The sequence below is a fragment of the Flavobacterium sp. J49 genome, from assembly GCF_011742145.1.
Lineage (GTDB): Bacteria > Bacteroidota > Bacteroidia > Flavobacteriales > Flavobacteriaceae > Flavobacterium.
In genome coordinates this window covers 91,878-117,213 of the sequence record NZ_JAAQQU010000103.1, presented here as the reverse complement: position 1 = coordinate 117,213, position 25,336 = coordinate 91,878, and the positions used below count along the sequence as shown (strand labels likewise).

16 protein-coding genes are annotated in these 25,336 nt (G+C 37.9%); 7 read left to right on the top strand and 9 right to left on the bottom strand.

Annotated elements, in window-relative coordinates; all coding sequences use genetic code 11:
- The first annotated feature begins 97 nt into the window (after window positions 1–97).
- Both HA632_RS06490 and HA632_RS06485 read left to right on the top strand, forming a co-directional pair.
- Window positions 98–4,708, top strand: coding sequence for a T9SS type B sorting domain-containing protein (locus HA632_RS06490; protein WP_176306390.1), 4,611 nt, complete (start codon window positions 98–100; stop codon window positions 4,706–4,708).
- 176 nt (window positions 4,709–4,884) lie between these two features.
- A complete protein-coding gene (locus HA632_RS06485; protein ID WP_176306389.1) occupies window positions 4,885–7,335 on the top strand; it encodes an outer membrane beta-barrel family protein in 2,451 nt (816 codons plus the stop codon).
- A gap of 81 nt (window positions 7,336–7,416) precedes the next feature.
- Here the strand turns inward: HA632_RS06485 and HA632_RS06480 are convergent, their stop codons facing one another.
- Window positions 7,417–8,424 (bottom strand): 3-oxoacyl-ACP synthase III family protein, encoded by a 1,008-nt coding sequence (locus tag HA632_RS06480; protein ID WP_176306388.1) that lies wholly within the window; start codon window positions 8,422–8,424, stop codon window positions 7,417–7,419.
- A gap of 212 nt (window positions 8,425–8,636) precedes the next feature.
- Here HA632_RS06480 and HA632_RS06475 point away from each other — a divergent pair, with 212 nt between their 5' ends.
- Entirely contained in the window at window positions 8,637–11,048 is a 2,412-nt protein-coding gene (locus HA632_RS06475; RefSeq protein ID WP_176306387.1) for a prolyl oligopeptidase family serine peptidase, read from the top strand.
- A 17-nt stretch (window positions 11,049–11,065) separates the two neighbouring features.
- Here the strand turns inward: HA632_RS06475 and HA632_RS06470 are convergent, their stop codons facing one another.
- The 5 genes from HA632_RS06470 to HA632_RS06450 form a co-directional block, all read right to left on the bottom strand.
- Complete coding sequence (locus HA632_RS06470; protein ID WP_176306386.1) at window positions 11,066–12,001, bottom strand: ABC transporter ATP-binding protein; 936 nt, start codon at window positions 11,999–12,001, stop codon at window positions 11,066–11,068.
- Between the two features lie 107 nt (window positions 12,002–12,108).
- On the bottom strand, window positions 12,109–13,422 hold the full coding sequence (locus tag HA632_RS06465; protein WP_176306385.1) for an AarF/ABC1/UbiB kinase family protein: 1,314 nt from the start codon (window positions 13,420–13,422) through the stop codon (window positions 12,109–12,111).
- Window positions 13,423–14,094, bottom strand: coding sequence for a TetR family transcriptional regulator C-terminal domain-containing protein (locus tag HA632_RS06460; protein WP_176306384.1), 672 nt, complete (start codon window positions 14,092–14,094; stop codon window positions 13,423–13,425).
- 155 nt (window positions 14,095–14,249) lie between these two features.
- Complete coding sequence (locus HA632_RS06455; protein WP_176306383.1) at window positions 14,250–14,945, bottom strand: OmpA family protein; 696 nt, start codon at window positions 14,943–14,945, stop codon at window positions 14,250–14,252.
- A gap of 6 nt (window positions 14,946–14,951) precedes the next feature.
- On the bottom strand, window positions 14,952–15,428 hold the full coding sequence (locus HA632_RS06450) for a hypothetical protein (RefSeq protein ID WP_176306382.1): 477 nt from the start codon (window positions 15,426–15,428) through the stop codon (window positions 14,952–14,954).
- Between the two features lie 197 nt (window positions 15,429–15,625).
- Here HA632_RS06450 and htpG point away from each other — a divergent pair, with 197 nt between their 5' ends.
- The 3 genes from htpG to HA632_RS06435 all read left to right on the top strand — a co-directional run bounded on the left by htpG (window position 15,626) and on the right by HA632_RS06435 (window position 20,245).
- On the top strand, window positions 15,626–17,527 hold the full coding sequence (gene htpG, locus HA632_RS06445) for a molecular chaperone HtpG (RefSeq protein WP_176306381.1): 1,902 nt from the start codon (window positions 15,626–15,628) through the stop codon (window positions 17,525–17,527).
- Between the two features lie 115 nt (window positions 17,528–17,642).
- Window positions 17,643–18,047: a DUF2721 domain-containing protein gene (locus HA632_RS06440; protein WP_176306380.1), complete on the top strand. Its 405-nt coding sequence runs from the start codon at window positions 17,643–17,645 to the stop codon at window positions 18,045–18,047.
- A 59-nt stretch (window positions 18,048–18,106) separates the two neighbouring features.
- Window positions 18,107–20,245 (top strand): T9SS type A sorting domain-containing protein, encoded by a 2,139-nt coding sequence (locus tag HA632_RS06435; RefSeq protein WP_176306379.1) that lies wholly within the window; start codon window positions 18,107–18,109, stop codon window positions 20,243–20,245.
- A gap of 38 nt (window positions 20,246–20,283) precedes the next feature.
- Here HA632_RS06435 and carB read toward each other — a convergent pair whose 3' ends face one another.
- Both carB and rpmH read right to left on the bottom strand, forming a co-directional pair.
- Window positions 20,284–23,136 carry a carbamoyl-phosphate synthase large subunit gene (gene carB, locus HA632_RS06430; RefSeq protein ID WP_176306378.1) on the bottom strand — a complete coding sequence of 951 codons (2,853 nt, stop codon included), beginning with the start codon at window positions 23,134–23,136 and terminating at the stop codon, window positions 20,284–20,286.
- 270 nt (window positions 23,137–23,406) lie between these two features.
- Window positions 23,407–23,568 (bottom strand): 50S ribosomal protein L34, encoded by a 162-nt coding sequence (gene rpmH, locus HA632_RS06425; protein ID WP_008464848.1) that lies wholly within the window; start codon window positions 23,566–23,568, stop codon window positions 23,407–23,409.
- Between the two features lie 156 nt (window positions 23,569–23,724).
- Between rpmH and HA632_RS06420 the strand changes: the two genes are divergently transcribed.
- A complete protein-coding gene (locus tag HA632_RS06420) occupies window positions 23,725–24,240 on the top strand; it encodes a DUF2892 domain-containing protein (RefSeq protein ID WP_176306377.1) in 516 nt (171 codons plus the stop codon).
- Between the two features lie 93 nt (window positions 24,241–24,333).
- Here HA632_RS06420 and HA632_RS06415 read toward each other — a convergent pair whose 3' ends face one another.
- Window positions 24,334–25,227, bottom strand: a complete 894-nt coding sequence (locus HA632_RS06415; protein WP_176306376.1) for a lytic transglycosylase domain-containing protein — start codon at window positions 25,225–25,227, stop codon at window positions 24,334–24,336.
- Between the last annotated feature and the right edge of the window lie 109 nt (window positions 25,228–25,336).

Genomic DNA, 25,336 nt, shown 5'->3' with positions numbered 1-25,336 from the left:
TTATAGATGTAAAAATAAATAAAATGCATTTTGTCGATTTTATTTGCATTTAAACGATTTAATGCTCAATATTTGCATTGTCAAAATCCCCCAAGAAATGAAAAAACTATTAACAACAATTAGCCTACTAATCAGTGCAGTTGGTTTTTCACAGCCCATTACAGTAAGTTCAAGCCAGTATACAGTCCCGCAATTAGTCAATGATGTATTGATCAACTCACCTTGTGTCTCTGCAACAAATATTACCTGGCGAACCGGAACCGACTATGGTTCATCTAACGGAATTGGCTTTTTCCAAAATACTAATTCCGGCTTTCCAATGCAAAGCGGTGTGATTTTATCAACCGGAAATGCTCTTAATGCTCCCGGACCGAATAGTTCAATATTAAATGACGGATCGGCAACATGGATAGGTGATGCCTCGTTGGAAGCTACTTTAGCCGCATCGGGAATTTCAATGGTTTCAACCAATGCAACTGTTTTGGAATTTGACTTTACGCCTATTTCACCCAATTTTAGTTTTGACTTTATATTTGCCTCTGAGGAATATGGTAATTTTCAATGCCAATATTCTGATGCTTTTGCCTTTTTGCTCACCAATTTAAATACCGGAACGACCACGAACTTGGCGGTCGTGCCTAACAGCACCAATCCCATTTCAGTAGTTACGATTAGAGAGTTCTTATACAATTCCTCTTGCCCATCGGTTAACTCACAATATTTCGGAAGTTTTAATGGAGGTTCAAATGCTGCGAACTCCGCCACCAACTTTAATGGTCAAACAACTGTATTGACAGCCGCTTCTGTTTTGACGCCGGGTGTTCCGTACCACATTAAGTTAGTCATTGCCGACCGATTAGACCCGCAATCAGATTCTGCAATTTTTATCTCTTCAGACAGTTTTAACATTGGCCAAGATGTTTTGGGGCTCGACTTAACAACAAGCAGCAACACTGCCTTGTGTTTTGGGTCTAACCATACTTTAGACACCGGTTTAAATGCAGCTGAATATACTTTTTCGTGGAAAAGAAATGGCACTACAATCAATGGTGAGACCGGACCAACATTAATAATCAATCAAGCTGGTACTTATAGTGTTACTTATACTAGTATTGACAATTCTTGTCAGCCTATTACTGATAGTATTATTGTGGAATATCTCCCGCAAATAAATTCGCCAAATCCGAATAATTTATCTAAATGCGATACCGGAGCCACGACTTATACATACAACTTAGATGCGAATACCAACAGAGTTAAACAAGGTTTGAATCCATCGACTGTAGTAACTTATCATGCTTCTCAAAGCGATGCTAACAATAATATCAATCCGCTACCGCTTCAATATAATGGCACTTCAGGACAAATCATTTATGTTAGAATTCAATTGCCTAATGGTTGTTTCAGAGTAAAATCATTCCAACTCTTGGTTTCCCCACCACCAACAGCTACACAGCCTCAGAATATAACTATGTGTGCAACCTCTTTGACACAAGTCAATGCTCAATTCAATCTTACTTCACAGAACGCTGCTATATTAAACGGACAACCCGGGTCAATTTATGCTGTAAGATATTATACCTCGCTAAATGATGCTACAAACAGCGTTAATCCAATTAGTGGTGCCGGTAGTTTTGTGTCTTCGGGGCAAACCATTTATGTTAGGGTATACAATGTTTCGGATCCGAGTTGTTTTAGCCTTACAAGTTTTAATTTAATTGTCAATCCTATACCTGTAGTTGATGAATTGGAAAATGTTTTGGTTTGTTCGAATTATACTTTACAACCTTTGACTAACGGCAACTATTTTACCGAAATTAATGGAGGCGGAACACCTTTATTTGCAGGAGATGTTATAACAGAAACCCAAACCATATTTATTTACAATCAATCCAACGGACCTGGTTCATGTACCGCTAATAGTTCTTTTACTGTAACTATCGTAGATACTTCTGACTTAACTCCTGAAGATGTAAACAGTTGCGGAAGCTACACTTTACCATCATTGAATTATGGAAAATACTACACCGGGCCAAGTGCCTCAGGAACAGAAATTCCAGCCGGAACGGTTATCAACTCCTCACAAACGATTTATTATTATTTCATAACTGAAATAGCTCCAGTTTGTATAGTTGACAGCAGTTTTACCATTACCATTTTACCCACTATAGAGGTTGGAGACAGAGCAGATGTCTTTGAGTGTACATCTTATACTTTACCGGCTTTATCTATTGGTAATTATTATACCGGAACCGGTGCTTCAGGAAATCAGCTTGCTCCCGGAACCGTAATTACTTTGAGCCAAACTATTTATGTTTATGCCACTACCACCGGAACTTCGCCTTGTAGTGACGAAGACAGCTTTGAAGTTTACATAGGTTTACCTCAGCCACAAAATATTGCGCAATGCAACGGTTACACCTTACCGCAATTGCCAATTGGAAATTATTATACAGGACCAATGGGTACAGGCCAACAAATTCCGGCAGGTACCGTAATTAATACTAGTAGCACAGTCTATATTTATGCTCCGACTGCAAGTGGCGGTGTAAACTGTACAGATAATTTAAACTTTACTATCAGTATTTCCCAACCACAAATTGATACTTTAAGCGATGTAACGGTTTGTGAAAGTTATACTTTACCTTCTCTAACCAATGGAGAATACTATACTGAAACAGACGGAACAGGAACGATGTTATATCCGGGAGATGTTATCCTTGCGACACAAACCATTTACATTTTCAAAAGATTAAACAGCAGTTGCTTCAATCAATCAAGTTTCACGGTAACTATACTTCCCTTACCGGCCATTAGTTCAAGATCGGATATTGATATTTGCGACCAATATGTATTGACTAATTTACAAGTAGGTAATTATTTCACAGGTCCGGATGGCACCGGAACTATGTTGGCTGGTGGTACAGTGATAACCAGCTCTCAAAGAATCTATATTTATGCCGTTTCAGGAACAACTCCGCCTTGTGTTGTCCAAAATAGTTTCCAAATAAACATATTTAGTACCTCGGCTGATGTAATGGCAGACGTAACAACTTGCGACAGTTTTACTTTACCTACATTGACCGCTACTAATAAATACTATACCCAATCTGGAGGTCCAAACGGAAGCGGTGTAGAGATTTTACCCGGAACAGTCATTACAACCAGCCAAACCATTTATATATTTAAAGAGTCCTTAATCCGAACCTCATTCTCTTGCGTTGATGAAACTTCTTTTACGGTTACGATCAACAACACGCCGGTTATTCCGACTATCGTTGACGTTTATGCTTGTAATTCTTATACGCTTCAACCCTTGACATTGGGGAATTATTACACCGGTAGCGGCGGAACCGGAACTTTATTACAAGTCGGTGATACTGTAACCCATTCTCAAACTGTGTATGTTTTTGCCCATACAAACACTACGCCTGATTGTAGCAGTGAAATTAGTTTTAACATTACTATTTTCAATGTTGATGTGTTGCCAAATGTGACCACCTGTGAAAACTATACTTTACCCAATTTAACAGTTGGACAGTACTTTACCGGATCTAATGGAACGGGATTGCAATTGAATGCCGGAGCAACTATTACAACTTCGCAAACAGTATATATTTACGGATTATCGCCATATTTACCGAGATGTTCCGATGAAAGTTCCTTTACAGTAACCATAATTGATACTCCGATAGCCAACTCCGTTCCGACAGCGCTTAGATCAGTATGTGATATGGATGGAAACAATGATGGCATAACTTCTTTTAATTTGACAACATTATCGGCAACCATTTTAGGCACTCAAACCAGTGCTGAATTTACCATTGCCTATTATGCTACAATGTCGGATGCCTTAAACCAATCAAATGCTATTACCAGTACTACGCTTGCTACAGTTTATGTTAGAGTTAGTAATACTTTAACCTCAAGTTGTTTCGACATCAAACCAATATCCATAGTGGTAAATACATTGCCTGAACCAACTCCGGTTGACGGAATCATTTGTTTTGACAGTGAAACACAAACACTTTTGAATGCTTATACTATTCACAGTGGTTTGAGTTCGGCTACCCATAGTTTTATATGGACCAATGAAGCAGGAACAACCGTGGGAACAGCAAGCAATTATACAGCTGTTTTACCGGGAATCTATACTTTAATAGCTACCAAAACAGCCACAGGATGTAGCTCAGAACCGGTGAATGTGACGGTAAATCCATCTGAGCCGGCTGTAGTTACTTACACTGTTGAGGAAGATTTTTCAGATTCGCAGTCGATTATTGTTACCGCTACCGGTCAAGGGAATAACTTTGAGTACCAGTTGGACAACGGACCATTCCAAGACAGTCCGGTTTTTAACAATGTATCTTCAGGAATGCATCTCATCACCGTAAGAGACCGAAACGGTTGTGGCTCTACTACTATTCAAGCAGTAGTAATCAATTATCCTAAATACTTTACCCCAAATGGTGATGGATATAACGACACTTGGAATATTACTAATTTGTCGAACCAACCTTCCGCCAACATTATTATCTATGATCGATACGGAAAAATCATCAAACAAATCAGACCCAACGGTAACGGATGGGATGGGACTTACAATGGCAATATGATGCCTTCCGATGATTATTGGTTTAGTGTGAGCTACACTGATGAAAATCAGGTAAGTCAGGAATTCCGTGCTCATTTCGCCATGAAACGTTAATCCCAAAAAAACATATCCCCTTGAAAACTCTCAAAATATTTTGAGAGTTTTTTGTTTTTTAGTGTAACAAATAATCGTTTTAACAGTCTACTTTGGTGATTGAATTAACAATTGTTGAAGATTTTAAAATTGAAATCTTTAACTCATCTCAACATTAAAAAAGCAACAAAAACAAAATGAAATTTAAATTATTATTCCTTTTAGTAGTTAGTAATTTTACCATTCTAATGGCTCAAAGCACATCAAATCCCGGTGTAATAACAGGTAAAGTGATTGACAAGAACACTAAACAACCTCTTCCTTATGTAAATGTTTCGGTTCTAGAAGATGCCAAAATCATAACCGGAGGAATTACTCTAGAAAACGGAAGTTTTTCTATTAAAAACCTAGCCTTAAAAAAATATACTGTTGAAGTGCAATTTATTGGTTATAAAAAAATAACCCAAGAAGTTACATTATCAGAAAGCAACAAGAATGTCAATCTTAGCACTATTGCCATTGAAGAAGAAGCCGTTCAATTGGCCGGTGTGGAAATTGTAAAAGAACGTTCCACTATAGAGCAAAAAATTGATCGTAAAGTGGTGAACGTCGGGAAAGATTTAATCGCTTCCGGAAATACAGCTTCTGAAATCATGAACAATATTCCCACAGTTAGTGTTGACCCACAAACCAAAGAATTAAGTCTAAGAGGAAATTCGAATGTGAGGGTTTTGATTGACGGAAAGCCGTCTAACATTGATGCGGCTCAATTATTACAACAAATTCCGTCATCTTCTATCAAACAAATCGAATTGATTACAAATCCTTCCGCCAAATATAACCCTGAAGGAATGAGCGGAATCATCAATATCATTTTGCACAAAAATTCACAAGAAGGTTTTAACGGAAGCATCAATTCGGGGGTGACTTTCGGAGTTACGCCTAAAGTTAATTCAGCCCTAAACCTCAACTACAAAGTCGGGAAAGTAAATTTCTATACCAACTACGGATTCAATCACGGTCAAAATGAAAATCACGGTCACATTAACAGCTATCGACCGCTTTTTGAGAACAGACAAGAATTTGGCGGATCAAACCTCAACACATCCCATTTGGTTAAACTGGGAATGGATTATTATATCAATGAAAAAAACAGTATTTCCTTTTACACCAACCAAAATATTGTAAATGGTGGCGGTACCGGATTTACCAATGTAGATTATACAAATGCATTACAGAGAGATTCCAGACAAACCTCTGATTCGGATACAGAAAACTATACCCAAACTTATGATTTAGCCTATAAACATGATTTTGATAAAAAAGGAGAAACTTTAGATTTTCAGGCGAATTTTTCCAACACCGAGAGCCCGGAAAATTCCGATTATTTGTTCAACCAAGAAAATCCAACTTCGACCAGATTCACCAATAACGACATTAAGCGTGATACGGATTATTTGCAAATTAACGTAGACTACGTAAACCCATTATCCGAAACGGTTAAATTAGAAATCGGAGCTGAAACCCGAATCCAAAAAATTACCAATGATTTTGATGAAACCATCAGCGAACCCTCGGAATCATACAACAGACAAGGAAATTCAAATTTTGAATTCACGCGAAACATTCATTCCTTTTACACCAATATTGGAAAACAATGGAAAAAATGGAGCGTTCAGGCCGGGATTCGTTTAGAACAATACGAAATTGAAGGTGATTTTCAAAATGTAGTTACCTCTTCTACTCCATCTGAAAACATTAACGATCAAAGTACTATTGAAGACGATATTTTCGCCATTTATCCGTCTTTATTTTTCAATTATAAAGCCAGTGATAAAGACTCGTTTAATTTCAACTTTTCAAGACGCGTTGACCGACCAAGCATTGGTCAAATCAGTCCGATCAGAGAATGGACAACTCCTTTGGTTGAATCCAGAGGAAATCCTTCATTGGAACCGCAATTCACCAACTCTTTCGAAGTAAATTATACCAGAACTACTAAAATCGGTTCTATTACAAGTGGCGTTTTTTACCGACAAATTAATGACGAAATCGGTAGAATCATCTATAAGAATCCGGATAATATCAATCAAGACATCATTTCTTATGACAATTTTGACGACAACAGTGCTATAGGTGCTGAAGTTTCCGCCAATTTAAAATTGACTACTTGGTGGTCTGTTAATGCCAGCAGCGATGCTTATTTCAAAACTGTCAGAGGTACTGTTCAAAATGCTAATACCCAAGAACAGGAAAGAGCCGAAGCCGATGTTATTATCTTTAATGCCAGAATAAACAACAACTTTGTAGCGACTAAAAAATTGAGATTCAATTTATTTGCCATGTACAGAGGAGAAGATTTAGGCTTACAATTTGAAAGAAAACCAATGTACAAAATGGATATTGGCTCAACCTACACCGTTTTGAAAGGAAAAGGAAGTATTACAGCCCGATTTAATGACGTTTTTGAAACCATGCATTTTGCTTTTGACGGGAACATTCCTTATCGTCAAACCGGAGCTTTTTACTGGGAAAGTCAAACTTTCTACGTAGGATTCAATTATATGTTTGGCGGTGGTAAAAACGCTGCTATGCAACGCAAACAAAGAGATCAAAATGAGACACAAGGTAGTGGTGGCCTTTTATAATTATCACAAAATTATTTGAATAGTTGTTAATGAAAAAGCCAAACGTAAAGTTTGGCTTTTTTTATTTATTGAAATTCCTTTTTACCACTTTATGATAGCGCTCGCCCAAGTAAATCCACTACCAAAAGCCGCTAAAACCAGGGTATCACCTTCTTTGATTTTGCCTTGTTCCCACGCTTCGGTCAAAGCTATCGGGATGGAAGCTGCCGTGGTGTTTCCGTATTTCTGAATGTTGTTGAAGACTTGGTCGTCCGTCAGTTTGAATTTTTGCTGAATAAACTGTGAAATTCTCAAATTGGCCTGATGCGGAATCAACAAATCTATATCAGAAACCTGCAAATTGTTGGCTTGCAAGCCCTCGTTAATCACTTCACTAAAACGCACAACCGCATTTTTGAATACAAATTGTCCGTTCATATAAGGGAAATAACTTTCGTCTTCAGGGTTATTTTCTGCGATAATATCAGTTACCCATCTTCCGCCCATACCCGGTGCTAAAACCGCTAACTCTTTGGCATGTTCTCCTTCTGAATGCAAATGTGTCGACAAGATTCCTTTGGTTACATCTTCTTCTCTACTAATCATTGCTGCACCGGCGCCATCACCAAAAATCACTGAAACGCCACGTCCTCTATCCGTCATATCTAATCCTAAGGACTGCAATTCCGAAGCAACTACTAAAATGTTTTTATACATGCCGGTTTTGATGTATTGATCTGCTACCGATAGCGCATAGATAAAGCCTGAACATTGGTTTCGGATATCTAAAGCGCCTATGGTTTTCAATCCTAATTCTTTTTGTAAAGCCACACCGGGTCCGGGAAAATAGAAATCCGGTGAAATCGTGGCGAAAACTATAAAATCAATATCGTCATTACTCACACCTGAACGCTCTATGGCAATCTTGGCTGCCTTTACACCCATCGATGTGGTAGTGTCTTCACCTCTTTTAATGTGTCTTCTTTCTTTGATGCCGGTTCTTTCCTGAATCCATTCGTCATTGGTGTCCATAATTTTGGCCAAATCGTCATTGGTCACAACATTATCAGGAACATAAAAACCTAAGCCTGTTATTTTGGAGTGGTACATATTTTTGCTTATTTACTAAAATGAGAATAGCAAATTTAACAATCTTATATTTCTAAAAGCTATTTTTAGATTCTAATTTACAGATTGACAAAAAAGGTTAATCTTTCATTTGCTTTGACCAAGGCCAAGTTTAACAAATTCTTTAAAATATTGTAACCGGAAAACTTTATTTTAGACAAACATTTTAAATCACATTAAACCAACAACAACATATGAAACTACAATTTACCTTTCTATTCTTAATCGGATTGGGATTTTCTTCTATGGCACAGGAGAATCTGAATTTCCAAAAACCTTCAGCTGAAATTTTGGCTTTGGCCGATTATGAACGCTCTCCATCGGTAAGCATGGATTCTAAAAAAGAATACATGCTTTTGAGTTACCGAAACACTTATAAAACCCTCGACGACCTGAATCAGGAAGAAATGCGTCTGGGCGGTTTACGAATCAACCCCATTACCAATATTTCGAGTACTGTGACTTACATCAACAACTTGAAATTGAGAAAAGTGACTGATAAAGTGGAAACTCAAGTTTCCGGCTTACCGCAAAATCCAAGAATCACGAATATTTCCTGGTCGCAAAACGAAAAGAAAATCGGGTTTACCAACACTACCAATACCGGTGTTGAACTTTGGGTGATTGATGTGGTTTCGGCTTCCGCCAAAAAAGTGACAGAGGCTAACTTGAATGCCAACTTAGGCAGTCCTTACAGCTGGATGAAAGACAATGAAACACTTTTGGTTAAAATGCTGCCCAAAAATCGTCCGACTTTAATTGACAGCAAAAAAGATTTGCCCAAAGGACCAACGGTTTCTACCAGCGACGGATCAAAATCACAAAACAGAACTTATCAGGATTTGTTGAAAAACAAAACAGATGAAGCCAATTTTGATGCTTTAGTAACTTCAGAATTGTATAAAGTCTCTTTATCCGGAAAGACAGAATTATTCAAATCGGCGGACATTTACGCCGGAGAAAGTTTCTCTCCGGATGGCAATTATTTGATGATTACCACTATTTTAAAACCGTATTCTTATATCGTACCGCTGAGCCGTTTTCCGCAAAAATCAGTTGTTTATGATTTGAACGGAAAAGAAATCAAAACAGTCAATGAAGTTCCTTTGAGCGAAGTGATTCCTAAGGGCTTCTCATCGGTTAGAAAAGGCAAAAGAAGCATGAACTGGAGAGCCGACCAACCGGCCACTCTTTCTTACGTGGTTGCTTTAGACGAAGGTGATCAGGCCAATAAAGTTGAATTCCGTGATGAAATTTTAATCTGGGAAGCACCTTTTAATAACCAACCTTATTCGGTTTTAAAAACACAACAACGATTTGGGGGCATTATTTGGGGTAACGAAACAACTGCTATTGCCTATGATAGTTGGTATGACACCCGTAATCAAAAAGCGTATTTATTTAACCCTTCAAATCCGAAATTAGCACCAAAAATTATTATGGATCGAAACTCACAAGATATATATAGTGATCCGGGAAATTTAGAAACCAAACGCAACCAATACAACCGATCTGTTTTGGCTATCGAAAATAACAATGTGTATCTGATTGGTGACGGATTCACCAAAGAAGGTCAGTTTCCTTTTATAGATGAATTCAATTTGGCTACCCTAAAATCTAAACGTTTGTATACTTCAACGTTTAAAGACAAAAAAGAAGACTTACAATCGATAGAAGATTTTAAAAAAGGGGATGTTTTAGTACAAATCCAATCCAAAACCGATTTTCCCAATTACTATTTCCGCAACATCAAATCGGGTAAATTAACCCAAATTACCAACTTCAAAAATCCGTTTGAAAGTATTAAAAATGTATACAAAGAAGTGATTAAATACAAACGAAAAGACGGTGTCGAATTGTCGGGTACACTTTATTTGCCGGCCGGTTACGACCGAACTAAGAAAGCGGAAAAATTACCATTATTGATTTGGGCTTACCCGGAAGAATTTAAAGATAAAAACAGCGCCGGACAAAGCAACAAAAATCCTAACGAGTTTACTTTTCCTAACTATGGTTCGTTTGTGTATTGGGTAACCAAAGGTTATGCGGTTTTAGATGACGCTTCGTTTCCTATTATTGGTGAAGGCAAAACCGAACCTAACGATACTTTTATGCCGCAATTGATTGCCAATGCGGAAGCTGCTATTGACGCGGTAGACAATTTGGATTACATCAACCGCAAAAAAGTCGCTATTGGCGGACATTCATATGGTGCTTTTATGACGGCTAATTTATTGACGCACTCCAATTTATTCGCTTGCGGAATAGCCCGAAGCGGTGCTTATAACCGAACACTGACGCCTTTTGGGTTCCAAAGTGAACAAAGAAATTATTGGGATGTACCGGAAATTTACAACGGTATGTCGCCGTTTATGAATGCCGATAAGATGAAAACACCATTATTATTAGTTCACGGTGATGCCGATAACAATCCCGGAACATTTACGCTGCAATCAGAACGTTATTTCCAAGCGTTGAAGAATTTGGGTGCGCCGGTTCGTTTGGTTTTGCTACCGAAGGAAAGTCACGGTTATGCCGCCAAAGACAATATTTTACACTTGCTTTGGGAACAAGACCAATTCCTTGAAAAGTATTTGAAAAACTAAAAAAAGAAACCCTGAAATTAATCGATTTCAGGGTTTTTTATTTCGAGATAAATTTTAGTTCCGATTGGAATATTGGTTTGATTTTCAAAGAAAATAATTTCCTTATTGTGTTTGGCTTCCGCCAAATAATGGCTGCCTTTGTAATAACAATTGACTATTTCAACTTGAATTTCGGATTTCGGAACCCTTTTTAATTGGTGAGGATAAATGTATTGTAAATTCCCGCCAATCTTCATTTCATTGACATCGCCAAAAAGTGAAGCGATGTATTTGTTCGTTGGATTTTGGTACAAACTTTTTGGTGAATCTGTCGCGATGATTTGACCATTTTGCATCACAATCACCTCCTCCGAAAAGGACAATACATCAGAGCTGTCATGAGTAGCAACAATAGTAGTGATTTGTTTTTCTTTTAAATAAGCAAACAATTTTCGGCGCAGGCTGTTCTTTCTGAAATTATCGATATGGCTGAACGGTTCGTCTAACAATAACACTTCGGGTTCTAAAGCTAAAACTCGAGCCAAAGCTACGCGTTGCATTTGACCGCCGCTCAAAAATTGGGCTTTTACTGACGCGAATTCCGTCATTTCAACGATGTCTAATAGTTCAGCGATGCGTTCCTTTTTCTTATCCGCATAAATGTTTGACAGGTATTTACCCACATTTTCGGCCACGGTAATAAAAGGCATTAAGTCAAAATCTTGAGCCAAATACTTCATGTACTCCATACCGGGAATCAGATGAAATTTGGGCCCTAAAACCTCGTTATCGTCCCAAAAAATATGTCCGGCATCCAAATCATATAAGCCGTAAACCAATTTGAGCAACGTACTTTTACCGCAACCGCTTTCGCCGATTACCGCTAAGTTTTTGCCTTTCATTAGTTCAAAAGAAAGCAAATGAATGGTGGGTTTTTCTTTATAGGAAAAGGAAATGTTTTGGACTTTCAGCATTTTGATAAAGTGTATGCAAACATACGAAGTTTATTAAAAAGATAAGAGCGACAGAACTCAAACGTGGAGTGTCGCTCTTACCAACCTAACCAATAAATAAACAATCTTTAATTCGGTATATATTTTTCGAATGACTTGGTGTCAATTCGTGCTTTTAAATCGTGTAACAAATTATACAGTCCGAAAAACGTTCGGTTGATGTATAAAAAGTGTTTTGAACCTCTATTGCCGTTCATTTTTCTGAGTTGGGTGTCTTTGGAAAACTCTTCTCCCATTTGGGCTATTTTACCAAAGAAATCTTCATCGGAAAAATCAAAATAGTCACCATGAAACGGTTTGGTAAACAAACTCAACAAGTCGTGGAATATTTTGGTGAAATACTCAATTTCCTTCTTGCTGTCATCGTGACGCAATATTTCTAATTCATATAATTTTTCGTTGAACAATTTCGGATTATCGATAACTTCAGGTTTGGCCAGTTCAAAATACGGCACATAAAACTCTTCAGGCACGTGCTTGATACAGCCAAAATCTATTGCTACCAATTTCCCGTCTTCATCTATCAAAAAGTTGCCCGGATGCGGATCGGCATGCACTTGTTTCAAATGGTGCATTTGGTACATATAAAAATCCCACAAGGCTTGCCCTATCTTATCTCCTTTAACCCTATCTTCATTGTGTGCGGTGAATTCTGAAAGGTGCTCACCGTCTATCCATTCCATTGTTAAAATTTTCTCCGAAGAAAACTCAGGATAATATTTCGGGAAACGCAAATTGTCAATCTTACTACACCAATCGGATACTTCCAAGCTTTGTTTTAGTTCCAAAATATAATCGGTTTCTTCAAGCAACTTGTGCTCCACTTCCTGAAAATATTTATCGGAATCTTTCCCTTTGATGTTAAACATTCTGATCGCAAAAGGTTTAACCAGCGCTAAATCAGAACTTATACTATCTGCCACTCCGGGATATTGGATTTTCACAGCAAGTTTTTCCCCATCTTTGGTTGCTTTGTGTACCTGACCGATACTCGCCGCATTCATAGCATCCGGAGTGAAAGAATCGTATAACTCTTCGGGGTATTTCCCTAAATATTTTTTAAAGGTTTTTCGAACCAATGGCGCTGACAATGGCGGAACCGAGAACTGTGACAGCGAAAATTTTTCTACATAAGCTTGAGGCATAATGCTTTTATCCATGCTCAACATTTGAGCCACTTTTAAAGCACTTCCCTTTAGATTTTTTAGTCCGTCATAAATATCTTCGGCATTGTTTTCGTTGAGTTTGTCACGATTCAAAGACGGATTGACAATTTTTTCACCATAATAAGCAACGTAATTTCCGCCTACTTTGATTCCGGTTTTGACCAATTGACTAGCCCGTTCTATTTTTCCGGTTGGAATTTTATCTAATGTTTTCATTTACTGCATTTTTTCTTTCCAAAGGAATTTGCCTAAGTCAAACAGACTTTCCAACGGTTTTGTGTCTAATAAATCAACTGCGGTGTTAACCGATTTTTCGATCAACACATCGGTTTTTTCGAATCCTTTCGAAGTATCGTCCATCCAAAATTTCAATATGAATAAGAACTGAAGCCAAGCACCTTCAGAGAAAACGGGTTCGGTTACTTTCGCCACTTTCCCGAATGGCTCTGAGGGTTTTGACTTTATTTCATTTACGATATAATCTTTAAAACGGTTTCGGAACTCTTTTAAATTTTTGAGGTTTTTTAATCCTTCTTTATTTTCTTTCAATGTAAACAACACATAGCTTCTGTTCAAAGTCAGGATTTCAAACAAAGTAAAATTTAGCGTCAACAATTTATTTTTATCAGAATAGCTGTTAAAGGCTTCCTCTTTTTCAATGGTCGCAACGGCATTTTCAAAAAATTTGACCCATATACTCTGCTTTACTGCGTCGAGTGAACCAAAGAAAGAGTAGAAATCACTTTCTTCAATATTATGCTTCTTACAGAATACAAAAGCGTTTTTCGGTTCTTCATTGGCTTCCAAAACATCAGTCATGTATAGTGAGATGATAGCATCGTCATTGAGAGCTTCTTTTTTTGCTTTTGTGCGTTTGATTGTTGCCATGGTATAGGTTTTAAATACAATGTAAATTTATTAATGTTTAACTATTTTAAAAAATAACTAAACAAAAAGTTTTGTTAAATGTTGTTCAAAAAAAATGAAAATAAAAAAAGCGCCCATTGGTGATGAACGCTTTAAGTATATAAAAAAGTAAAGTTTTATTTTCCGGCCTCTTTTTGAGCTTCCTGTATCATTTTTTCATTGGCTGTAATCGCAAATTCTACACGACGGTTTTGACTTCTGCCTTCCGGTGTATCATTAGTCGCAATAGGATCGGCAATCCCTAAACCCGTAGTTACAAATCGGGTAGAAGACAATCCTTTGCTCGACAAATAAGCTTTGACAGAAGCCGCTCTTTGATCAGACAAAGTCAGGTTGTACTCAGGTGTTCCGGTGCTGTCGGTGTAACCGTAAATTTGAATGTTGGTATCCGGATATTGGTTGAAAACCGGTACTAATTTGTCTAAATTGGCCTTAGCCGTTGGAGTCAAGCTTGATTTATTGGTATCAAAACGCACGGCATTCTCACCTAAAGTCAATTTGATTCCTTCTCCTACTCTTTCTACTTGTGCACCGGGCAATGCCGTTTCGATTTCTCTGGCTTGTTTGTCCATTTTAGTTCCAATAACACCGCCGGCAACTCCTCCGATAACGCCGCCTAAAACCGCTCCAAGAGCACCGTTTCCGCCTTTACCGATATTGTTTCCTAAAATTCCACCGATAACCGCTCCGCCTACGGCTCCAATCGCAACTCCTCGTTGTTGATTACTTGTATTTTTTACGGCTTCACAACTGGTAAACACCGTTGAAACCATCATTAAACTTCCTAATAATAGTGCGCTATATTTTCTCATGTTTTGTTAATTTATTTTTTGAAATTGATATACTACATCGGTTAAAGTACCGCCAACATTGATTTTGTCAATCAACTGAAACGATTTATCCGTTTGGTTGGCCACTTTCAAAACGTAGCCGGATTTTACTGTTTTGGCTTTCGCTTCATCTAAAATTTTCAATACGAACTCGCCTTCTTTATTGATAAACCAAGAAATCGGTGTGGAATAGGCCGTACAACTCGTACTGTTCAAAGCCATATTTCCTTTGTTACTCATCGAAACAAACTTCCATTTGCTTCCAATAAAACATTTAGAATCCGCTAAGTCAAATGAGGTTACTTTAATCACTTCAGAACCAGGATAATTAACCGAGGATATCACCCATTCACCTTTAATCGCAGTTTGCGATTTCGAATCTATTTTAGTGCTGGTGGCAGAATTTTTTGATTTGCATGAAAAAATCAAAATGGAGACTAAACTTAGAAAAATAATTTTTTTCATCCTTATTATGAGATTATGAATTAATATAGACAAATATACGCTCATTTTTGATTTTCCGTTTACATAATTTTACTTAATCCTTGTAGAATTGTTACTACGTCAATTTGTCATAAACGGCACAATTGGTATTAGTTTTGACTGATTGATTTTCAAATTGTTTAACCCGCCTGCCGTTTGGCAGGTTTAAAAATCGAATTATGACAACAGGAAAAATTAATGTATCAGTAGAAAACATCTTTCCGCTAATCAAGAAGTTTTTATACAGCGACCACGAAATTTTCTTGCGTGAATTGGTATCCAATGCTACGGATGCTACTTTAAAATTAAAACATTTAACCAGTATTGGCGAAGCCAAAGTAGAATATGGCAACCCAATTATTGAAGTTAAAATCGACAAAGAGGGGAAAAAATTGCACCTCATCGACCAAGGTTTGGGAATGACTGCCGAAGAAGTGGAGAAATACATCAACCAAGTGGCATTCTCAGGAGCCGAAGAATTCCTTGAAAAATATAAAGACTCTGCCAAAGATTCAGGTATCATTGGTCATTTTGGATTAGGTTTCTATTCTGCCTTCATGGTAGCGGAAAAAGTGGAAATCATCACCAAATCGTACAAAGACGAACCGGCGGCACACTGGACTTGTGACGGTAGTCCGGAGTTCACTTTGGAACCGCATGACAAAACCGACAGAGGAACCGAAATCATCTTGCACATCGCCGAAGATTCTTTAGAATTTTTGGAAGAATACCGAATCCGTGAATTGCTAACCAAATACAACAAATTCATGCCGGTGCCGATTAAATTTGGTACCCGAAAAGAAAAAATCGAACAGAAAAAAGGCGAATCCGTTGCCGAAGAAGACAAAGACAATATTTTCACCGAAGTGGAAGTGGACAACATCATCAACAATCCAAATCCGGCGTGGACTAAGCAACCGGTGGATTTGACCGATGAAGATTATAAAAATTTCTACCGCGAATTGTACCCAATGCAGTTTGAAGAACCATTGTTCAATATTCATTTGAATGTGGATTATCCTTTCAACTTGACCGGAATTTTGTACTTCCCAAAAATGTCAGCCGATTTGCAGTTGCAAAAAGACAAAATTCAATTGTACCAAAATCAGGTTTATGTAACAGACAACGTTGAAGGAATTGTTCCTGAGTTTTTAGGCATGCTGAAAGGTGTTATTGATTCTCCGGATATTCCGTTGAACGTATCGCGTTCTTATTTGCAAGCCGATGGCAATGTGAAGAAAATTTCGAATTACATCACCCGTAAAGTGGCTGATAAATTGAAATCGTTATTCAACGAAAACCGCGAAGACTTCGAGAAAAAATGGAACGACATCAAAATCGTTTTGGAATACGGGATGTTATCGGAACCGAAATTCTACGAAAAAGCCGGTGATTTTGTTTTGTATCCAACAGTAGATGACAAATATTACACATTGGCCGAATTAAAAGAAGCCATTACGGCAAACCAAACCGACAAAAACGGAAAATTAGTAGTCTTGTATGCTTCCAATAAAGATGCACAACACAGCTATGTGGAAATCGCCAAAGACAAAGGATACGAAGTATTGTTATTAGATTCGCCTATCGTTTCGCATTTGATTCAGAAATTAGAAAGCGATAATGAGAACTTGACCTTTACACGTGTCGACTCAGACCATATCGATAAATTAATTCAAAAGGAAGACACTCAAATTTCAAAACTGTCTGAAGAAGAATCAACGCAATTGAAAACGGTTTTAGAAGAAATTGTACCCAAAACCAATTACTCAGTACAATTGGAGCCAATGGACAGCAGCGCAGCGCCATTCATCATTACCCAACCGGAATTCATGCGAAGAATGAAAGAAATGAGTCAAACCGGTGGCGGCGGTATGTTCGGCATGGGCAATTTCCCTGAAATGTATAATTTAGTGGTGAATACCAATTCTGATTTGGCCACAACCATTTTAAACACTTCGGACAAATCGGCTCAGGAGAGTTTGGTGAAACAAGCATTAGACTTGGCTAAGATTTCTCAAGGTTTATTAAAAGGCGAAGAATTAACCGCTTTTGTAAAGAGAAGTTTTGAGTTGATCAAGTAATTAGGCATTAGCCAAAAGGCAATAGTAAAAAAAACCTGTGAGTGAAAACTTGCAGGTTTTTTTATTGGCTAAATTTGTCGAACTTCGTATTCGTAAATCAAACTTTACCCTTACCATGACACTCAACATAGAAACTCCGGCGCTTTTATTCTCTGCAACTTCGTTGATTTTGTTGGCCTATACCAATCGTTTTTTGACGATTGCTCAAATCGTTCGCAGCCTGAAAAAGCATTATGACGAAAACCATACACGAAGCATTTTGTTGCAGATTAAAAACCTCAACCTGAGACTGTCTTTAATTCGTTATATGCAGCTTTTCGGCGTATTGTGTTTGTTTCTTTCAGTGTTTGCCATGCTTTGTTTGTTTGTAGAATGGCATACTGCCGGTATTTATCTTTTTGCCGCAAGCCTACTGTGTTTATTGACTTCGTTGGCGATTTCTTTTTGGGAGATTAGTATTTCGGTAACGGCTTTGCGTTTCCATTTAAGTGATTTAGAAGAGGAAGAGAAAAAAAAGTAAAAACTTACATTGTTTTTTATATCTTTATTGATGTCAAACAGTTACTAAAACCAACATCAATGAAACAAAAACTACTATTCCTCTTTTTACTGACTTTTTCTATTGTCTTGGCTAAGCCGAAAGAGAAAACTACTGTTAACCCTGCTATTGGGATATTAATGTCCGCTACTAATTTAGGTACAGACATTTATTATAATATCAGTATTAAAAATATTGGAGAAGAAACCTTAACCAACGTTTTTGTCACACAAGGACCAAATACTTTTGGCATGACTTTTTGGTTTGGGACAATAGCAACTTTAGCTCCGGGAGAGGAAATTACCGGTTTAACGGCCCAAAAATTGGGTAGTGGTTGTTATGATCAAAGTCAAGTAATCGTTCATGCAACGCCTTCTTCAACAACTACCGAGATAACCGACTTGTCTTCAGATCCATTTGGATATGACACCAACGGGTTGCCGGGCACATATTACAACAACTTGCCTACAACAAGTTCCTATTTTGTTTATATTTATGGCTCTCAAGATGGTGTTTACCAAGACTTAAACAATAACTCCATAGTTGATGTTGGTGATATTATCAACTATACCTACACCGTTTCTGGTGGATCAGATGGAGGAGAAATTTATGACAGCAACGCTATTGTGACTAACCCTGTTTTTACAGGTGGTTTCTACATCACATCGGGAATTCATTATATCACTCAAGCTGATGTTGATTTGGGTTATGTATATAACACTTCCTATATAATATCATTTGGTCCATGTGATGTGGGCGGTTATTTTCAAGATGAATCCTATTGTGCCTGCCCAAATCCAAATGGTGCCAATATTGTAACACCATTAACGAGTTTATTGCCCAATAAAATTACAGGAACAGTGACATTCAATGCTAATAGTGACAATTGTGCTACCGGACTTAGTTTTCCTAATCGAAGAGTCAATACCACAGACGGCACTTACAACTATGCCAGTTACACTAATGCTGCCGGAAATTATCAGATTTTAATTCCGAATGTCGGTAATTATACAACCTCTGCATTGAACAATTTAAATTCTAATTTTACTTCCAATCCAAGTTCGACAGTAATTGTAAGCTCAGGCTCAGGAATGAATTACAATAACACTAACTTTTGCATCAGTTCAGCCGCCAATTTTGCCGATTTGAACGTAAATATGTTCAACATCAACCAAGCTATTCCGGGCAATGTGGCAACATACAGAATTGTATATACTAATCATGGAAGCACCAATCTCAATGGAAGCGTTCAGTTGACTTTTGACAATGGAAAATTGACTTTTGGCAATAGTACTCCTATTCAAAACAGTTCGACTACCAATACTTTGACTTGGAATTACACCAACCTATTACCATTTGAAAGTCGACAAATTAATCTGTCCTTAAACGTGCTAATTCCACCGGCTGTAAACGTCAATGATTTATTAAACTTTACGGTGGTAGCAAATCCAATTGCCGGTGACAGTAATGTAGCTAATAACACTATGGTTTGGGACCAAATCGTTAGGAGTTCGTTTGACCCCAATGATAAAACCGTTATTGAAGGTTCAACCATCACCACTGCGGAAGGTAGTAATTACTTGACTTATGTCACTCGTTTTCAAAATACCGGAACCGCTAATGCTACTACTGTGGTGATTAAAGAAACGCTCGACGCTAAATTAGATTGGAATACTTTTGAGCCTATTGCTTCAAGCCATACGGCCGACATCCAACTGCGTTATGGCAATGATTTGACTTATACTTTCTCCAATATTGATTTACCTTATGAGTCGGCTAACGAACCGGCAAGTCATGGTTGGATGGTTTATAAAATCAAACCTGTAAGTAACTTTGCCGTTGGCGATATTGCCAGTTCCAATTCAAATATTTATTTCGATTACAATCCGCCCATTCTTACCAATACAGTAACTACCGAAATGGTGGCTTTATCAATAAATGAAAACATTCAAAGTAATTTCACTTTGTATCCGAATCCGACATCAAATCATTTTGTAATTGAAATGCAAAACGAATTGAGTGCGCAATATGAAATCTTTGACCTCAACGGCAAGCGACTTCAAGCCGATACAGTTCAGCATTTGAAGCCAATAGACATCAGTGCCTTTCAAAGTGGTTTTTATTTCGTAACCATCAATACGGAACAAGGAAAAGCAACATACAAATTAGTTAAAAACTAACATAAAAAAATCCCGAGCTCACACTCGGGATTTTTTATTTATTTACTTAAGTACATTTTTCTTCTGGAGTACAATTCGTAGAATTGATCGTCTTTCAAATCATCTATGAATAAGATGCTTTCTCCTGTTGATTTCATTTCCGGTCCTAAAGCTTTGTTTACATTCGGAAATTTGCTGAAAGAGAATACCGGTTGCTTAATCGCATAACCTTTCAATTGTGGATTATAAGTGAAGTCGGTTACTTTGTTTTCTCCCAACATTACTTTGGTAGCATAGTTTACATAAGGTTCGCCATAAGCTTTTGCAATAAACGGCACGGTACGCGACGCTCTCGGATTGGCTTCGATGATGTAAACGATATCATCTTTGATGGCAAATTGGATATTGATTAAACCAACGGTTCTCAGAGCCAAAGCAATTTTCTTTGTATGGTCTTTGATTTGTTGCATTACAAATTCGCCCAAGTTAAACGGTGGTAAAGTCGCATTCGAATCACCCGAGTGCACACCACAAGGCTCGATGTGCTCCATGATTCCGATGATGTAAACATTTTCTCCATCACAAATAGCATCTGCTTCAGCTTCAATGGCTCCGTCTAAATAATGGTCAAGCAACAATTTGTTGCCGGGTATATTCTTTAGCAAGTCGATTACGTGTTCTTCTAATTCTTGTTTGTTGATGACAATTTTCATGCCTTGACCGCCCAATACATAAGAAGGACGAACCAATAACGGAAAATCTAAAACATCGGCTAGAGCTGACGCTTGGTCTGCATTTTCGGCTACGCCAAATTTTGGAAACGGAATTTTTAAGTCGGTTAACAACTCTGAGAAACGACCTCTGTCTTCGGCTAAATCCAAAGCATCGAAAGAAGTTCCTAATATTTTGATGCCGTAACGGTCTAATTTTTCAGCCAATTTTAAAGCGGTTTGTCCGCCTAGCTGTACTATTACACCTTCCGGTTTTTCGTGTTGAATGATATCGTAAATGTGCTCCCAAAACACCGGTTCGAAGTACAACTTATCAGCTGTATCAAAATCAGTCGAAACCGTTTCAGGATTACAGTTGATCATGATGGTTTCGTAGCCACATTCTTTGGCTGCTAAAACCCCGTGAACACATGAATAATCAAACTCAATTCCTTGTCCGATACGGTTTGGTCCCGAACCTAAAACCACAACTTTCTTTTTAGGAGTGACAATACTTTCGTTGTGAACGTATCTTTCTCCACTAGCGGTTTGGATTTGTGCTTCGAAGGTTGAATAATAATATGGTGTTAATGCTTTAAATTCGGCGGCACAAGTGTCTACCAATTTGTAAACACGCTTCACATTCATTTCCTCTCGCAGTTTGTAAACCTGACTTTCCAAACAACCCATCATGTGGGCAATCTGACGGTCACCGTAGCCTTTTTGTTTGGCTTCGAGTAATAATTCTTTGGGTAAAGTATCTACTTTGTAGTTGGAAATTTCTCTTTCCAGCAAGTATAATTCTTCGTATTGTTTTAAGAACCACATGTCTATTTTGGTGATTTCGTGGATTCTGCTCAAAGGAATTCCCATGGCAATCGCATCGTAAATCACAAATACTCGGTCCCAACTCGCGAAAGTCAGTTTCTCGATAATTTGTTCGTAGTTTTTATAGCCTTTTCCGTCTGCTCCGATTCCGTTGCGCTTGATTTCTAGTGATTGAGTCGCTTTGTGCAAGGCTTCTTGGAACGAACGTCCGATGCCCATTACTTCACCTACCGATTTCATTTGCAATCCTAAGGTTCGGTCTGAACCTTCGAACTTGTCGAAGTTCCAACGCGGGATTTTTACGATTACGTAATCCAAGGTTGGTTCGAATAAGGCGGAAGTTGATTTGGTAATTTGGTTTTGCAGTTCGTTTAGGTTGTAGCCTAACGCTAGTTTGGTGGCCACTTTCGCAATCGGATAACCGGTTGCTTTTGAGGCTAAGGCTGAGGAACGAGATACACGCGGATTGATTTCGATGGCTACAATGTCCTCTCTTTCGTCTGGAGAAACGGCAAATTGCACATTACAACCTCCGGCAAAATTTCCGATAGAACGCATCATCAAAATGGCCATATCACGCATTTTTTGGAAGGTTGTGTCAGACAAAGTCATCGCCGGCGCTACCGTAATCGAATCTCCGGTGTGGATTCCCATTGGGTCCATATTTTCGATGGAACAGATGATTACCACGTTGTCATTTTGATCGCGAAGTAATTCTAATTCGTATTCTTTCCAACCTAATAAAGCTTTATCGATTAAGACTTCGTGAATGGGTGACGCTTCTAAACCTCGGGTTAGTAACTCATCAAAATCTTCTTTTTTGTGTACGAAAGCCGCTCCGGTTCCACCCAAGGTAAACGAAGGACGGATTACCAATGGGAAACCGAATTCTTGTGCTATTTCTTTTCCTTTTAAGAAAGAAGTCGCCGTTTTCGCAGGTGCAGTTGGCACGCCTATTTTTTCAAGCAATTGTTTGAATTGCTCACGGTCTTCAGTAATGTTGATGGCGTTAATATCCACTCCGATTAACCTTACTCCAAAATCTTGCCAGATACCTTTTTCATCGGCTTCCAAACAAAGGTTCAAAGCGGTTTGTCCGCCCATGGTTGGTAACACGGCGTCAATTTGCGGGTGATTTTTTAAAATCTGGATAATCGATTTGGTGGTTAGTGGCAAAAGGTAAACATGGTCGGCCATGCTGGGATCGGTCATAATCGTTGCCGGATTGGAATTGATTAAGATGACTTCGATTCCTTCTTCTCTGAGTGAACGAGCAGATTGGGAACCGGCATAATCAAATTCGCAGGCTTGTCCGATTACGATGGGTCCTGAACCAATAATTAAAACCGATTTGATGGAGTTGTCTTTAGGCATTGTAGTGTTGTTGTTTTGTAGTTTAGTTGTTGTTTAGTTTACCGAATGTCCACCGGACATTCTCCTCTTAATATCAAATGTATGTTGTTGTTTATTCTTAATCCTAGCCCCGATGGCAGTGGCATCCTTTTACACTGGTCGCAGACCGGTGTAAAAGATACAACGAACAGCGGGAAACAGCTTCAAAAAATTATCAATATTTATGAACAGGTTTAAAAAAAAGCCGCTACTAATAAAAGTAACGGCTTGATATTGATTAGTCTCTAATCATTATTTTTTGTGTCTTGGTTCAGAAGATACAGTCAACTTATGTCTTCCTTTTGCTCTACGACGCGCAAGGACTTTTCTTCCATTTGCAGAAGCCATTCTGTCCATAAATCCGTGTTTATTTCTTCTTTTTCTTTTCGATGGTTGAAACGTTCTTTTGCTCATTGCTGTGTATCTTTAAAATCTTGTATTAATTTCTATGGTATACGGCTGTTTTAAAACCGAGTGCAAATATACAAACCTTTTTTTTTCCGGCAAGCACTTTTTTAAAAATATTTTTAATTCATTTTATTACCTTTGTGCCACTAAAAAACAAAAGACATGTTTCACAGATTTATTAAATTAATTATAGCGGCTTTGATGGTCGTAGCAGGAGTTTGGCAATTTACGGAAGGTAATATCGGCAATGGTATTTTTCTGATTTTATTGACCGCCATTCCAATCTTTTTATATTATAAAAACGAATACATCTTACTGGCATTCTTAAAATTAAGAAAACAGGATTTTGCCGGAGCGAAAGTTTGGCTGGACAAAATCAAAAACCCTGAAACGGCTTTGGTAAGAAAACAACAAGGCTATTACAATTACTTGCACGGCTTGATGACATCGCAAACCAATTTGCACCAATCGGAGAAGTTTTTCAAAAAAGCGATTGAATTAGGGTTGAGTATGGATATGGATTTAGCCGTAGCCAAACTGAACTTAGCCGGTATCGCCATGTCGAAAAGACGTAAAATGGAAGCCACTACTTTGTTGAACGAAGCGAAAAAGCTCGACAAACAAAACATGCTGAATGATCAGATTAAGATGATGAAAGAACAGATGAAGAAAATTTAGTGTTCAGTAAACAGTTACATTTTAACATAAAAAAAACGTCCTGAAAATTTCAGGACGTTTTTTTTTTCTGATTACTGCCAACTGATCACTTCTTTAATATCCCGCTAGCGGAATCTCAATCTCGTATCTTTTCTTATTAGGATTTACCAATTTCTTATCTCTCAACCACGGATTGTGGATTTTTAGAATCTTATAGTTAATACCTTGTGATTTTGCAAAACCGGTTAAATCGTTTATAGTACTGTCTACTTCTATTTTCTTAGTTGGAATTGGCGCGTACAAATCACCTGAAAAAATACTGAAACCGTATTTCGCAGGTTGTTTCATGATTTCTTTTAAGGCCAAAATTCTGAAAACATAGCGGGAAGTTTCTTCTGTTAAAGCCAAATCATAATAATTAGTGACTTTTTGTTCGTCAATCTTTTTGGTAATACCGTTCATACCGCCGTTGTATGATGCTGCAGCTAAGGTCCATGAACCAAATTTATCTTTAGCGGTCAACAAATAGCGGCAAGCAGCTTCTGTTGATTTTTCCAAATGGTATCTTTCATCTACAATATCATTGACTTCCATTCCTTTTTCCTTGGCGGTTTCGGGCATGAATTGCCAAACACCACGAGCTCCGGCTGAAGAAACGGCATTGACCAAACCACTTTCGATTACGGCTAAATATTTAAAATCATCGGGCACACCGTATTTGGCTAAAATCGGTTCAATGATGGGAAAAGCACGGTTGGCTCTTTTTATAATCAAGGCTGTTGTCGCATCAAGATTGGCATTGATCAGTAACTCTCTGTCTAATCTTTCTCGAACATCAGTAATTTGCAGCGGTGCTTTTTCTCCGGCAAAATCAACTTCTTCGGGAAAGTACATCGGAGTACCTTCGTGTATGCGCTTCTCTTTATTGTCGCCCGAAGTGCCAAAAACAAGAACTCCGGAAAGCAGGACAACAGTTAATACGGATAATAGGGCTTTATTCGTTTTCATAATGAAGGATTTTTATTTATTATGGGTCATTGTGGAATCACAGAAGTGATTTCATAATCTTTCTGTTTTAACGTTGTAAAACTACAACTTTATAGGGTAAAGCTACAAA

Excerpts from the sequence above, each read along its gene's own strand:
- HA632_RS06470 (WP_176306386.1), bottom strand. The coding sequence starts at position 12,001 with ATGCTGAAAGTCCAAAACATTTCCTTTTCCTATAAAGAAAAACCCACC.
- HA632_RS06460 (WP_176306384.1), bottom strand. The coding sequence starts at position 14,094 with ATGGCAACAATCAAACGCACAAAAGCAAAAAAAGAAGCTCTCAATGAC.
- HA632_RS06435 (WP_176306379.1), top strand. The coding sequence starts at position 18,107 with ATGAAACAAAAACTACTATTCCTCTTTTTACTGACTTTTTCTATTGTC.
- HA632_RS06415 (WP_176306376.1), bottom strand. The coding sequence starts at position 25,227 with ATGAAAACGAATAAAGCCCTATTATCCGTATTAACTGTTGTCCTGCTT.
- HA632_RS06475 (WP_176306387.1), top strand. The coding sequence starts at position 8,637 with ATGAAACTACAATTTACCTTTCTATTCTTAATCGGATTGGGATTTTCT.
- HA632_RS06450 (WP_176306382.1), bottom strand. The coding sequence starts at position 15,428 with ATGAAAAAAATTATTTTTCTAAGTTTAGTCTCCATTTTGATTTTTTCA.
- HA632_RS06455 (WP_176306383.1), bottom strand. The coding sequence starts at position 14,945 with ATGAGAAAATATAGCGCACTATTATTAGGAAGTTTAATGATGGTTTCA.
- HA632_RS06485 (WP_176306389.1), top strand. The coding sequence starts at position 4,885 with ATGAAATTTAAATTATTATTCCTTTTAGTAGTTAGTAATTTTACCATT.
- HA632_RS06420 (WP_176306377.1), top strand. The coding sequence starts at position 23,725 with ATGTTTCACAGATTTATTAAATTAATTATAGCGGCTTTGATGGTCGTA.
- HA632_RS06440 (WP_176306380.1), top strand. The coding sequence starts at position 17,643 with ATGACACTCAACATAGAAACTCCGGCGCTTTTATTCTCTGCAACTTCG.
- HA632_RS06465 (WP_176306385.1), bottom strand. The coding sequence starts at position 13,422 with ATGAAAACATTAGATAAAATTCCAACCGGAAAAATAGAACGGGCTAGT.
- HA632_RS06490 (WP_176306390.1), top strand. The coding sequence starts at position 98 with ATGAAAAAACTATTAACAACAATTAGCCTACTAATCAGTGCAGTTGGT.
- htpG (WP_176306381.1), top strand. The coding sequence starts at position 15,626 with ATGACAACAGGAAAAATTAATGTATCAGTAGAAAACATCTTTCCGCTA.
- HA632_RS06480 (WP_176306388.1), bottom strand. The coding sequence starts at position 8,424 with ATGTACCACTCCAAAATAACAGGCTTAGGTTTTTATGTTCCTGATAAT.
- carB (WP_176306378.1), bottom strand. The coding sequence starts at position 23,136 with ATGCCTAAAGACAACTCCATCAAATCGGTTTTAATTATTGGTTCAGGA.
- rpmH (WP_008464848.1), bottom strand. The coding sequence starts at position 23,568 with ATGAGCAAAAGAACGTTTCAACCATCGAAAAGAAAAAGAAGAAATAAA.